We start from the raw sequence: 12880 nt of genomic DNA, 5'->3' as shown, positions 1-12880 counted from the left end.
TCTGTCCCGCCGCGAATTCTAATGAGCACTTCACCGGCTCCCTCGGCGCCACGGCTGGCCAGGATCAACCTTCCCGTCCGTCCCACGGGCGAGTCGCCACTGCTCATGTTTCTCAGTCTGCCTCGGCGACCGGCCGATGGCGCAGCCAGACGGTGCCCAAAGGCGGCAGCTGTACGGCCGCCGAAGCCGGCATCGCGTGCCATGGCTCGGCTTGGGCCAGCACACCGCCGAGATTTCCCACCCCGGAACCGCAGTAGTGGCCGGCGTCGGTGTTCAGCACCTCGTCCCAGCGGCCGGTCAGCGGCAACCCGAGGCGGTAGTCATTGTGCGGCACACCGGCGAAGTTCGCCACGCACACCAACGTCGAATCGGCCGCATATCGTACGAACGAGAGCACATTGCCGAGCGAGTCATTCGCGTCGATCCAGGCAAAACCGGAGGGGTCGGTGTCTCGCTCCCACAGCGCGGAGGTTTCCTTGTAGACACCGTTGAGATCCCGTACGAGATGCTGGACGCCGGCGTGGTCCGCGTTCTCCAGCAGCCACCAGTCCAGCGACCGGCCTTCGGCCCATTCCGATTCCTGAGCGAACTCGCTGCCCATGAAGAGCAGCTGTTTGCCGGGATGCGCCCACATGTACGCGAGCAGCGCCCGCACGTTCGCCAGTTGCTGCCAGCGGTCGCCGGGCATTTTCCGCAGCAGTGAACCTTTTCCGTGCACGACCTCGTCGTGGCTGATCGGCAGCACGAAGTTCTCGCTGTACGCGTACATCATCGAGAAGGTCATCTCGTGATGGTGATACTGCCTGTACACCGGTTCGTGCGACAAATACGACAGGGTGTCGTGCATCCAGCCCATGTTCCATTTGAAGCCGAATCCGAGGCCGCCGAGGTGGGTGGGCCGGGTGACGCCCGGCCAGGCGGTGGATTCCTCCGCGATCATCACCGCACCGGGATGCTCGCGGTAAAGAGTCGCATTGACTTCCTTGAGGAATTCCACGGATTCCAGGTTCTCCCGGCCGCCGTATTTGTTCGGCACCCACTCGCCGTCCTGCCGGGAGTAGTCCAGGTAGAGCATCGAGGCCACCGCGTCGACTCGGAGGCCGTCGATGTGGAACTCACTCATCCAGTAAAGCGCGTTGGCGACCAGGAAGTTGCGCACCTCGTGCCGGCCGACGTCGAAGACGTACGTGCCCCAGTCCGGCTGTTCGCCGCGCCGCGGGTCGGCATGCTCGTACAACGCCGTGCCATCGAAGCGGGCCAGCGACCACTCGTCCTTGGGAAAGTGCGCGGGCACCCAGTCCACGATCACGCCGATGCCGGCCTCGTGCAGTTGGTCGACGAGATAGCGAAAGTCGTCGGGCGAGCCGAAACGCGAGGTCGGCGCATAGTACGAGGAAACCTGATATCCCCACGAGCCGCCGAAAGGATGCTCGGCGACCGGCAGGAGCTCCACGTGCGTGAAGCCGGTTTCGGTGACGTACGAGACAAGTTCGGTGGCCAGCTCGCGATAACTGAGGCCCTGTCGCCAAGATCCGAGATGCACTTCGTAGATGCTCATCGGGCTGGCGTGCCAGGCCGTCTCGGCGCGTTTGGCGACCCAGTCGGCGTCGGTCCACACATAGTCCGACTCATTGACCTTGGACGCGGTGCTGGGTGGGATCTCGGTGGCGAAGGCGAGCGGGTCGGCTTTTTCCCGCCAGACACCGTCACGGCCCAGAATCTGGTATTTGTACAGCGCGCCAGCTCGCACCGCGGGCAGGAAAAGCTCCCAGACTCCGGAGGAGCCGAGCACTCGCATGGGCAGCGCTTTGCCGTCCCAGAAAGAGAAGTCGCCGGTTATCCGGACGCCCTGCGCGTTGGGCGCCCACACCGCGAAAGACGTGCCGGTGACCGGCCCGGAGGCGGTTTCGTACGTCCGCACATGGGCGCCGAGCACGGTCCACAGTTTTTCGTGCCGACCCTCACCGATCAGGTGCAGGTCGAGCTCGCCGAGGGTGGGCAGCCAGCGGTACGGGTCGTCCTCGATATAAACCTCGTCGGCCGTGCTGACCGACAGCCGGTAGTCGCCGAGCGCACCGTCCACTGTGGTCTGGAAAATCCCGCCACCGTGCACCCGATGCATCGGCACCCGCGATCCGGCCGCGACCAGCACGACTTGTTCCGCGTACGGCCGCAAAGCCCGTACCACGGTCCGGCCGTTCTCCAGGGGGTGCGCGCCCAGCACCGCATGCGGGTCGTGGTGTGCGCCGCCGATCAACCGGTCCAGCTCCACCCGGTCCGGGATCGGCCCAGTCTCTGCTGTTTTCGCCTCTAGATCCGCGTCGCTCATCGCTGCGAGTCCGCTCCGTCGCTGGCCAGCCGGGCCACCGACCCGAGCGGGATCGGCAGCCAGGTCGGCCGGTTGTTGTGTTCGTACGCGACCTCGTAAACGGCCTTGTCCAGCTCCAGCGCCCGAAGCAGCGCCGGCTGCTCACGCGGATCCAGGCCCACACTCGCATATCCGTCGCAAAAAGCGCCGCGGTTGCGCTCGGCCCATTCGTTCGCGCGGTAGTCCAGTTGCGGGTCCGGCGCCAGGCCGACCAGCAAATGCCTTGCCGCGTAGTCAAAAGAACGCAACATGCCGGCCACGTCCTGCAGCGGCGACATGTACGCGCTGCGTTCGGGCAGCGGCCGGGCCGGCTCGCCCTCGAAGTCGATCAGGACCCAGCCGTTCAGCGTTCGCAACACCTGGCCCAGGTGCAGGTCGCCGTGAATGCGTTGCACCGCAATGGGATAGCCCACCGTGAGCAGCGCGTCGTACGCGGAATGCAGCGGCCCGGCGTAGTCCGCGAGCTCGGCGATGGTGGCGACCATCTTGTCCAGCCGCCGATGCATGGTGGCGACCGTACGCTCCAGGCCGGCCCGGTCCAGCTGTGCGGTTCCCAACGACAGAGCCAAATCGTGGTGCACGTTCGCGACCGCCTCGCCGAGCCGATACGCCTCTGACGCGAAGTCGCCGCCGACCTCGCTGGCGTGCAAATCGGCCTCGCCAATCAGGTCGCGAACGCTGCCCTCGGCCATCGCCCAGCCGTCCGCGGTGTTGTCCAGGAAGTCCTGCAGCATCCCGTACGTGACCGGTTTTCCGTCCAGGTCACCGGAAATGCTGCCCAGCGGGTTCGCGATGTGGGTGCTGCCCACGTCCCGCAGCGCCCGGTGCAGTTCGACGTCGGCGGACAGTCCGGGGCTGATTCGCCGGAACAGCTTCAGAATGTAGAGGTTGCCGAAAATCAGCGAGGTGTTGCTTTGCTCGGTGGTCACCGGCCGGCTGGACAGCCCGGTTTCCAGCTCAACCCCAGGCTCCGCCGCGAAAGTCAGCTCGTCGGTGTGCGCGCCAGCGGCGATCAGCTCGACCAGCCGACCGGCCAGGTCCGGGTCGAGCACCGCGTCGTACGCGACCGCCTTGCCGTGCGGTCCTTGCACGGTCCCGATCCTGCCGTGTTCCAGGTATTCCGGCAGGCTCCGGCGCACCCCCACCAACAACTGGTAGAGGTGCTCGCCATCGGCCTGGTCGACGGCCACCAGCAGGTGTTCCAGCTGCGGCTCGCCGTCCTGCAGGGTGTACGTCCGAATGGGCCGTACGCCCGCGATTTCCTGGCCCTTGCTGCCGAACCAGCGCTGGGCTGGCAGCCAGTCGGCCAGTGGGCCGACCAGTTGCGCGCCCAGGTCGTCGACCAGCCGGGCCGAGCTCGCGCTCGGGGTGGCTGGCGATTTCTTCGCTGGTTCGGGGGAAGTCACAGTTCGTCCTCGGCCGGCACGATCTGGAACCAGTAGAAACCGTGGCCCGGCAGGGTCAGCAGATACGGCAGGTCGCCGATCCGCGGGAACAGGGCGCCACCGGTGAGCTCCCGCAACGCCTCGCCGGCGTACGCGGAAAGGTCCAACTGCACCGGTTGCGGAAAACGGGACAGGTTGCTGACGCACACCACCCGGTCCTGCGGCCCGTCGTGGTCTTCGTCGGTTTCCCGCACGTACGCGAGAACAGCCGGGTTCGACGAGCCGAGGTCGGCGAAGGTGCCGAGCCCGAAAGCGGGGTGTTGCTTGCGGACCTCGATCATTCGGCGGGTCCAGTGCAGCAGCGACGACGTGTCGTTGGACTGGGACTCGACGTTGATCGACTGGTAGCCGTAAAGCGTGTCCATCAGCGGCGGCAGATAGAGCCGGCCCGGGTCGGCGGTGGAGAAGCCGGCGTTGCGGTCCGGGCTCCACTGCATGGGCGTACGGACTGCGTCCCGGTCGCCCAGCCAGATGTTGTCTCCCATCCCGATCTCGTCACCGTAGTACAGAATCGGCGAGCCCGGCAGCGAAAGCAGCAGCGCGGTGAACAGCTCCATCTGGTTGCGGTCGTTGTTCAGCAGCGGCGCGAGCCGGCGCCGGATGCCCACGTTGGCCCGCATCCGCGGGTCGCTGGCGTACTCGGCGTACATGTAGTCGCGTTCCTCGTCGCTGACCATCTCGAGCGTGAGCTCGTCGTGGTTGCGCAGGAAGATGCCCCACTGGCAGCCGGCCGGGATGTCCGGAGTCTGGGCCAGGATCTCCGCGATCGGGAACCGGCTCTCCCGGCGTACGGCCATGAAAATCCGTGGCATCAGAGGGAAATGGAACGCCATGTGGCACTCGTCGCCGCCGACGCTGGTCTCACCGAAGTATTCGACGACGTCCGCCGGCCACTGGTTCGCCTCGGCCAGCAGCACCCGGTCCGGATACTCGTCCTCGACAACTTTGCGGCAGCGCTTGAGGAAAGTGTGCGTCTCGGGCAGGTTCTCGCAGTTGGTGCCTTCGCGGGCGTACAGATACGGCACCGCGTCGAGCCGGAAACCGTCGATGCCGATGTCCAGCCAGAACCGCAGGACGTCGATCATCGCGTCGCAGACGTCCGGGTTGTCGTAGTTCAGATCGGGCTGGTGGCTGAAGAACCGGTGCCAGTAGAACTGGCCGCGGACCGGATCGTACGTCCAGTTCGAGGTTTCGGTGTCCACGAAGATGATCCGGGCTTCCGGGTATTTCTGGTCGTCGTCGTTCCACATGTAGTAGTCGCCGTACGGACCTTCCGGGTCGCGCCGGGACTCCTGGAACCACGGGTGCTGGTCCGAGGTGTGGTTCATGACCAGGTCGGTGATCACCCGGATGCCACGTTTGTGGGCCGCGTCGAGCAGCCGGACGAAATCGTCAACGGTGCCGAATTCCGGGAGTACGGAACGGAAGTCGCTGATGTCATAGCCGCCGTCGCGCAGCGGTGAGGCGTAGAACGGCGGCAGCCACAGGCAGTCCACGCCGAGCCACGAGAGGTAGTCCAGCTGCTCGGTGAGCCCGCGTAAGTCGCCGGTGCCGTCGCCGTTGGAGTCCCGGAAGGCGCGTACCAACACCTCGTAGAAAACCGCGCTTTTATACCACTGGTCGTCCTTGCGGGCCGGCCTCGCGTGCGCGAAGTCGTCGGCCTGCGGTTCGACCAGGGTGCCGTCCGGCAGCTGAGCGTCCCCAGTGTGCTCGACGTGGTCTGGGTGCGTGGACTGGGGAACCTGCGCCGGCCGGGTCTCGAGGACGCCGGCGGGTGCCAACGCCTCGGAAACGGCAACCGCGCCTTGGCTGGAGCTCATCATTACCTCTGGAATAGGGGCTGGGCGGGGAGACTTCAGTACTTGTGCAAGGTGAAAAGATGAGCGGGTTGCTCATGCGGATCGAGCTTGACCGGGTTGAACTGTCCCCAGTCGTATTCCGCCCCGGTGACCCGGTCCACGACCCGGAAGCGGTCATTCCAGTCGAGGCCGAGTTCGGGCATGTCCAGCGCGGTGTTGCCCCACTGGACATTGAGGGGATCGAGTGAGCAGATCACCAAAATCGTGTCGCCGCTCTCACGGTCCACTTTGGACCAACACATCATCGCATCGTTGTCCATGTCGTGGAAACGCAGGTTCCGCAACCAGTGCAATGCGGGGTGTTCGCGGCGAAACTCGTTCAGCATCTTCAAGTACGGCGCGAGCGTACGATGCTCGGCGGCCGCTCTTTCCCAGTCACGGGGCCGCAACTGGTATTTCTCGCTGTCCAGATATTCCTCGCTGCCGGGCCGCACGGCGACATGCTCATAGAGCTCGTAACCGGAGTAGACGCCCCACGACGGCGCCAGCGTACTGGCCAACACCGCTCGGATCTTAAACATTGGCGGGCCGCCATATTGCAGTGAATCGTGCAAGATATCCGGCGTGTTGACGAAGAAGTTCGGCCGCATGTAGTGCGCCGACTCGATCAGCTCGGTGCCGTACTCGGTCAGCTCCTGCTTGGTGGTCCGCCAGGTGAAATACGTGTACGACTGGGTGAAGCCGATTTTCGCGAGGCCGTGCATCATCGCCGACTTGGTGAATGCCTCGGCCAGGAAAAGCACGTCCGGGTCGGTGTTCTTCACCTCGGAGATCAGCCAGTTCCAGAAATTCACCGGCTTGGTGTGCGGGTTGTCGACCCGGAAGATCTTCACCCCGTGCGAGATCCACTTGCGGACCACGTCGAGCACTGCGACCGCGATGCCGTCGGCGTCGTTGTCGAAGTTGAGCGGATAGATGTCCTGGTATTTCTTCGGCGGATTCTCGGCGTACGCGATGGTGCCGTCGGCGAGCGTGGTGAACCACTCCGGGTGCTGGCTGACCCACGGGTGGTCCGGCGCGCACTGCAGCGCGAGGTCGAGCGCGACCTCCATGCCGAGCTCGTGGGTACGAGCGACGAAGTGGTCGAAGTCCTCGAACGTGCCCAGCCGCGGGTGGATCGCGTCGTGGCCGCCCTCGGCCGAGCCGATCGCCCACGGCGAGCCGAAGTCGTCCGGGCCGGCGTGCAGGGTGTTGTTCGGGCCCTTGCGGTTCACCTCGCCAATCGGGTGGATCGGCGGCAGGTAGACGACGTCGAAGCCCATGTCGGCGACCGCCGGCAACCGTTCGGCGGCCGTCCGAAAGGTCCCGTGCACGGGAGTCTGGATGGACTCCGGATGCGTCGGGTCGGGCACCACCGCGCCTTCAGAGCGCGGGAAGAACTCGTACCAGGAGCCGTAGAGCGCGCGTGGTCGATCCACCCACATGACGTGTGTGGGGGAGCGAGTGATCAGCTCCCGCAGCGGGATCTCGTGCAGCAGCGGCGCGAGGTCCAGGGCCTGCTTCACCCGCTGTTCCAGCGGCAGCGAGGCGTCGCCGAGCGCCCGGGCCGCCTCGGCGAGCGAGCCACGGTGGTCCCGGGCCGCGTCACCGCCGATCCGGATGATGCTCTGCGACGCGCGCTGCATGAGCGAGACGCCGTCGGCGAGGTCGTTGGCCAGCTCGATGGCGCCCTGGCCGGCCTCGATCTTGACCTCGACGTTGTGCCGCCAGGTCGCGTACGGGTCGGACCACGCCTCGATCGCGAAGGTCCAGCGGCCGGGGGAGTCCGGCACCACCTCCGCGTACCACCGGGAGGTCCAAGCCGGGCCAGGCTCCATCCGCAGGAACCGGCGCCGACGGTTGTCCGGGCCTTTCCAGACCACGTTGGCACCGACGAGGTCGTGGCCCTCGCGGTAGACGGTGGCGCCGATGGGCACGTACTCACCGATCACGGCGCGCGAGGGATAGCGCCCACACGCGACGGCGGGAGTGATGTCTTCTATGGGAATTCGTCCGGTCATCGCCCGTCACCGTAGCCGTATGTCTTTATCGGCTTGAAGGCAACACCGCCTGTTCGACCTGTGCTTGGCGGGCCGCCTCGACACCGGATTTCTTGGTCGATCAAGAACATCTTCGATCCTAACCCCGCCGTCGTACGGTCGCACGACGTGCGGTCGCGCCGGCCAGATCGCCGAACCGGACGGGATGATCCCGTACCGACATTTTGGACAGGTGGGCGGTCCCTGATCGGTGCAGTGGCAGCTCTCGGTATCTTCGCCCAGGTGAAAGCACTTCGCCGATTCACTGTCCGTGCCGCCCTGCCAGCGCCGCTCGCGCCGCTCTCCGAGCTGGTGATGAACCTGCGCTGGGCGTGGCACACCGAGACGACCGACCTGTTCGCCGCCGTCGACCCGCAGCTGTGGCAGACGGTGGCCGGGGACCCGGTCCGGCTGCTCGGGGAGGTCAGCGCCGAGCGGCTGGACGCGCTCGCCCGCGACGGCGCCTTCATCGCGCAGCTGAACGCCGTCCACGCCGACTTACAGGGCTACCTCAGCGAGCCGCGCTGGTATCAGTCGATGGCCGGGGTGCCCGGCTCGATCGCCTACTTCTCGCCGGAATTCGGCATCACCGAGGTGCTGCCGCAGTATTCCGGTGGCCTCGGGATCCTCGCCGGTGACCACCTGAAGGCGGCCAGTGACCTGGGCGTACCGATCCTCGGGGTGGGTCTGCTCTATCACGCGGGCTACTTCACCCAGTCCCTGTCACCGGACGGCTGGCAGGAGGAGCACTACCCGTCGCTGGACCCCAACGGCCTGCCGCTGGCGCTGCTGCGCAACCCCGACGGCACGCCGTTGGAGATCTCGGTCGGGCTGCCGGACGGGCAGACCCTCGGCGCGCAGATCTGGCAGGCCCAGGTCGGCCGCGTGCCCCTGCTCCTTATGGACGCCGACATCGAGTCCAACGACCCGTCCATCCGGGCCATCACCGACCGCTTGTACGGCGGCGGCGCGGAGCACCGGCTGCGGCAGGAGCTGCTGCTGGGCATCGGTGGTGTACGGGCCGTACGCGCCTATTGCCACCTGACCGGCGCGGTCGAGCCGGAGGTTTACCACACCAACGAGGGCCACGCCGGCTTCCAGGGCCTGGAGCGGATCCGCGAGCTGGTCGCCGGTGCCGGCCTGTCCTTCGACGACGCCCTGCAGGCCGTACGCGCCGGCACGGTGTTCACCACACACACGCCCGTACCAGCCGGCATCGACCGCTTCCCGCGTACGCTCATCGAGCACACCTTCGGCGGCGACAACGCGTCGCCGGGCGTACCAGTGGACCGGATCCTGGCGCTGGGCGCCGAGGACGACCCGGGTGTGTTCAACATGGCGCACATGGGGCTGCGGCTCGGCCAGCGCGCGAACGGCGTTTCCAAACTCCACGGGCACGTCAGCCGGGAGATGTTCTCCGCACTGTGGCCCGGTTTCGGCTCGGTGGACGTACCGATCAGCTCGGTTACCAACGGCGTACACGCGCCGTCGTGGGTGGCCCGTGAGATCACCGAACTGCTCGGCGTCGGCCCCCAGTCCACCTGGGAGATCGTCGGTGAGCTGCCGGCGGACCGGCTCTGGGCGATCCGCCGGGAGCTGCGCGGCCGCCTCGTCGACGAGGTCCGTCGCCGGGTGCACCACTCGATGGTGCACCGCGGACACACCGAGGCCGAGCTCGGCTGGGTGCAGAACGTCTTCGACCCGGACGTGCTGACCATTGGGTTCGCCCGCCGGGTGCCGTCGTACAAGCGGCTGACCATGATGCTGCGCGACCCGGCCCGGCTGCGGGCCATGCTGACCGACCCCGAGCGGCCGATCCAGATCGTCATCGCCGGCAAGTCGCACCCGGCCGACGAGGGTGGCAAGCACCTGATCCAGCAGATGGTGCAGTTCGCCGACGACCCGGCCGTCCGCAACCGGATCGTCTTCCTGCCCGACTACGACATCGGCATGGCGCAGTTCCTCTACGCCGGTTGCGATGTGTGGCTGAACAACCCGCTGCGGCCGCTGGAGGCGTGCGGCACGTCCGGCATGAAGTCGGCGCTCAACGGTGGCCTGAACCTGTCCATCCGGGACGGCTGGTGGGACGAGATGTACGACGGCGGCAACGGGTGGGCCATCCCGACCGCCGACGGCATCGCCGACCCGGACCGCCGCGACGACCTGGAGGCCGCCGCCTTCTATGACCTGGTCGAGCAGCACGTACGGGCGCGTTTCTACGACCGCGGCGCCGACGGCGTGCCCAAGAGCTGGATCGACATGGTCCGGCACACCCTGAAGTCGCTCGGCCCGCTGGTCCAGGCGACCCGGATGGTGCGTGACTACGTCGAGGAGCTCTACACCCCGGCGGGTGCGGCGGCCGGACGGCTCGCTGCTTCTTCTTATGAAGGTGCTCGCGAGCTGGCCGGCTGGTACGGCCGAATCCGGGCCGGCTGGGACTCCGTACGCGTCGCGCACGTGGACGCCAGTGGCACCGGCGACACCCCGCAGCTGGGCGCGAGCATGCACCTGCGTGCCGAGGTGGTGCTCGGGCCGTTGTCGCCGTCGGACGTGACCGTGCAGGCCTGCTACGGCCGGGTCGATGCGACTGAGGAACTGCACGACGTGACCTGTGTGGAGATGAGCCACACCGGCGATGGCGACGAGTTCACCATCTTCGACGGTGACGTGCCGCTGCAGCGAGCCGGCGCTTTCGGCTACACCGTACGAGTGCTCCCGCGGCACGAGTTGCTGTCGTCGTCCGCCGAGCCAGGCCTGGTCGTACTCGCCTCATAGCCGCACTGGCGGGGTGGCCGAGGTGGTCGCCCCCGCTAGTTTTCCTTCTTGGAACGGCCGGGGCCGAAGATGCGGTCGATGTCGTCGAGCGCGGCCTGCAGGCCCGGCGGGGTGATGAACCGAAAGTAGATCGTCTTGGACCGGAGAATCCGCTCGGGATCGGCGTCGAACGGCCCCTCATGGCCGACCGTACTGATCTCGACGCCCCAATGCTCCACGTCGCCGTAGTAGTCGCCGCGGCAAACCAGCCCGAGCATCTGCCGGACTGACTCGGGGTCGTGCTCGGTCGACTTCGCGATCTTGCTGATGCTCGTCCGCCACGGCTGGTGGGCGGCGCTGCGCCGGCGGTCCTGTAGCTCCCAGAAGGCGGAGGTCACGTCGGCGAGGGCGAGGGCCCAGCGGGTCTTCGCGTCGTCCTGGAGCCAGTCGTCGGACAGCGTGAGGACTTCGTCGGGATGCGGCAGGAACTTCTCCGTACGCCATTTCTCGGACGGTTTGCCGCGGTTGGTCACCGTCAGCAGGCCGAGCATCTCCATGGTGTCGGCGAGGTCTCGCACCGTGACCGGGACCGGGTATCCGCTGGTCTCCAGGGCGGCGATGCAGACGTCCCGGCGCCAGGCGCGCTCCTTGGCGGTGGCCCCGACGATGTGGCCCGGTCTGGCCTCATAGGGCTCGCCCCAGGTCACCTCGGCGTCCATCCCACCGGTCCGCCGGTCGAAAGTGCCCTGGTCAAGGGTGAGCACGAGGTAGTCCAGCGAGCCGGTCAGGTCGCGGCGGCCGGCGTTCAGCGCGATCATCCGCAGCTGGTCGCCCTGGGTGGGCAGCAGCCGGAACCACCCCGAGTCGAACCACTCGTCGTCGTGCCACACCATGTCGTACTCGGCCACCGTCGCCTCCCCTCGCCTGCCCCCATTGTTCCAGTCCGAGCCGACATCGGCTCGATCCAGCGCAGGTGATCCTGGCGCCAATTTCCGCCGCCCGTACTCCGGCGGAGAGTTGTGGCGTGCGCGGAGTTAAGGGGCGGCGGCGCCGGTGGCGCGTTTGATGGTGGGACGGCGCTTGGCGACGTCGGCGGCGAGGCCGGAGAAGGTGGTGATGCCGCGAGTGCGCTCGGCCACCGGGAACCGGGAGATCCGCTCGCGGGCGAACCGGTCGCGTACGGCACTCCAGGCCTCGCGCTCGGCCACGTGCGGGTGCAGCTCCCGCAGCACGGTGATGATCTCGACCATCGCCCGCTCGTCCCGCAGCACCCGGGCGCCCAGCGGTACGACCAGCAGGATGTGGCCGGCCAGCAGGCCGAGGATCGCGGCCACCACCGCGATGATGGCGACCGTGGGAGAGGACAGGACGGCTGCCGCGACCGCGATCACCGCGCCGGCCAGCAACACCAGGATCTGCAGCATCCGCGCCTCGCCGACCCGGTGCCGGCCGCGGTCCACTCCGGACAGCAGTTGTTCGGCGACCCGCAGTGCCTGGTCGAAGTCGTCGCCGGTGGCCGGGCCCCGATTGGGCGCGTCCGGTTTCACAGGAACCTCCCCAAGACGGTGAAGAACTGGTTGCGTACGGCCGCGGCCTGGGCGGCGTCGAACTGGTGCCGCTGTTTGGCAAGGCCCACCCCGAAATCGTGGTCCTTGGAATAGGAGCTGATCGGTACGACGGCGAGCCGCACGTCGTTTTTCCCGTCCGCGGTCAGCCCACGCAGCACCTCACCGAAAGGTGAATCCGCGGTCGGGTGGCCGGGCACCGGAATGTAGTACTCCCTCGCGGCCGCGATCTCCGACCAGAAAAGGTCGCATTTGCCGACCGCGACAATCAGCCAGCGAAGCCGCTCCAGCGCTCCGGAGATGGCGAGTTTCTCTGCCAGCACACGGAAGTCGGCCAGCTCGCCGGCCAGATGCCAGGCTCGTACGGACGCGTCGTCCAGCGGCTCGCCGCTGGCTGTGATCTCGTCCAGCATGGTGGCCCGGTTGCCGGCGTTCCACGGGGTGTTGTAACCCCAGCACACGGTGTGGATGATGCCGACCGGCCCGCTGCCGGTGGCGAGCAGCTCGTCGAAAGCCGCCGCCTGGTTGTTGGATCGCTGGCCGGGCACCACAATCACCGAGGACCGCTGCGAAGTGGCCCCCGTGCGTACCAGCGTGCGATGTTTTTCCCTGTTATGGCTCTGACCCGGCGGCCGGTAGTCCGGTCCGATCCGGTTCACGATCGAGTCGTAGAGAACGGTCTTGCCGGCCCCGGGTTGGCCGGTGATAGCGATGGGATTGTCGGTACGGCCGAACCGCACCTTCCTGAGCTCGACACTCGCGTTCGCCGAGGGGTCAGGCTGGTCGCCGAGTTGCTCGGCTTCCGCCCATGTTGTGCTTACGTCTTCCCAGAAATCAGCGGTCACGCCACCTCCGCCGTGTCAGTAGCTGC

Annotated in this window: 8 protein-coding genes; 1 reads left to right on the top strand and 7 read right to left on the bottom strand. The window is 67.1% G+C overall.

Annotated features, from left to right (window positions below; translation table 11 throughout):
* Positions 1-112 precede the first annotated feature (112 nt).
* Genes glgB through ABD301_RS02745 form a run of 4 tightly spaced genes read right to left on the bottom strand, consistent with a single transcriptional unit; the run spans position 113 to position 7672 of the window.
* Positions 113-2329 carry a 1,4-alpha-glucan branching protein GlgB gene (gene glgB / locus ABD301_RS02760; RefSeq protein ID WP_344306830.1) on the bottom strand — a complete coding sequence of 739 codons (2217 nt, stop codon included), beginning with the start codon at positions 2327-2329 and terminating at the stop codon, positions 113-115.
* Positions 2326-3774: a maltokinase N-terminal cap-like domain-containing protein gene (locus ABD301_RS02755; protein WP_344306828.1), complete on the bottom strand. Its 1449-nt coding sequence runs from the start codon at positions 3772-3774 to the stop codon at positions 2326-2328. Before ABD301_RS02755 ends, glgB begins: the two co-directional genes overlap by 4 nt.
* Entirely contained in the window at positions 3771-5633 is a 1863-nt protein-coding gene (gene treS / locus ABD301_RS02750; protein ID WP_344306826.1) for a maltose alpha-D-glucosyltransferase, read from the bottom strand. Before treS ends, ABD301_RS02755 begins: the two co-directional genes overlap by 4 nt.
* A 35-nt stretch (positions 5634-5668) precedes the next feature.
* Positions 5669-7672 carry an alpha-1,4-glucan--maltose-1-phosphate maltosyltransferase gene (locus tag ABD301_RS02745; RefSeq protein WP_344306824.1) on the bottom strand — a complete coding sequence of 668 codons (2004 nt, stop codon included), beginning with the start codon at positions 7670-7672 and terminating at the stop codon, positions 5669-5671.
* 261 nt (positions 7673-7933) lie between these two features.
* On the opposite strand from ABD301_RS02745, the gene glgP reads away from it, so the two are divergent.
* Entirely contained in the window at positions 7934-10465 is a 2532-nt protein-coding gene (glgP, locus tag ABD301_RS02740) for an alpha-glucan family phosphorylase (protein ID WP_344306822.1), read from the top strand.
* A 35-nt stretch (positions 10466-10500) separates the two neighbouring features.
* On the opposite strand, the gene ABD301_RS02735 is transcribed toward glgP, so the two are convergent.
* The 3 genes from ABD301_RS02735 to ABD301_RS02725 form a co-directional block, all read right to left on the bottom strand.
* Entirely contained in the window at positions 10501-11352 is an 852-nt protein-coding gene (locus tag ABD301_RS02735) for a DUF6042 family protein (protein ID WP_344306820.1), read from the bottom strand.
* A 126-nt stretch (positions 11353-11478) separates the two neighbouring features.
* Complete coding sequence (locus tag ABD301_RS02730; RefSeq protein WP_344306818.1) at positions 11479-11991, bottom strand: hypothetical protein; 513 nt, start codon at positions 11989-11991, stop codon at positions 11479-11481.
* A complete protein-coding gene (locus tag ABD301_RS02725; RefSeq protein ID WP_344306816.1) occupies positions 11988-12854 on the bottom strand; it encodes a hypothetical protein in 867 nt (288 codons plus the stop codon). The genes ABD301_RS02730 and ABD301_RS02725 overlap by 4 nt, the downstream gene beginning before the upstream one ends.
* Between the last annotated feature and the right edge of the window lie 26 nt (positions 12855-12880).

The sequence above is a fragment of the Fodinicola feengrottensis genome (assembly GCF_039530045.1).
GTDB lineage: Bacteria > Actinomycetota > Actinomycetes > Mycobacteriales > HKI-0501 > Fodinicola > Fodinicola feengrottensis.
Note: the sequence above shows the minus strand (reverse complement) of the source record. Positions and strands in the feature narration are given on the sequence as shown.

Coding starts and splice junctions, on each gene's coding strand:
- glgB (WP_344306830.1), bottom strand. CDS start 2,329: ATGAGCGACGCGGATCTAGAGGCGAAAACAGCAGAGACTGGGCCGATC.
- treS (WP_344306826.1), bottom strand. CDS start 5,633: ATGAGCTCCAGCCAAGGCGCGGTTGCCGTTTCCGAGGCGTTGGCACCC.
- ABD301_RS02745 (WP_344306824.1), bottom strand. CDS start 7,672: ATGACCGGACGAATTCCCATAGAAGACATCACTCCCGCCGTCGCGTGT.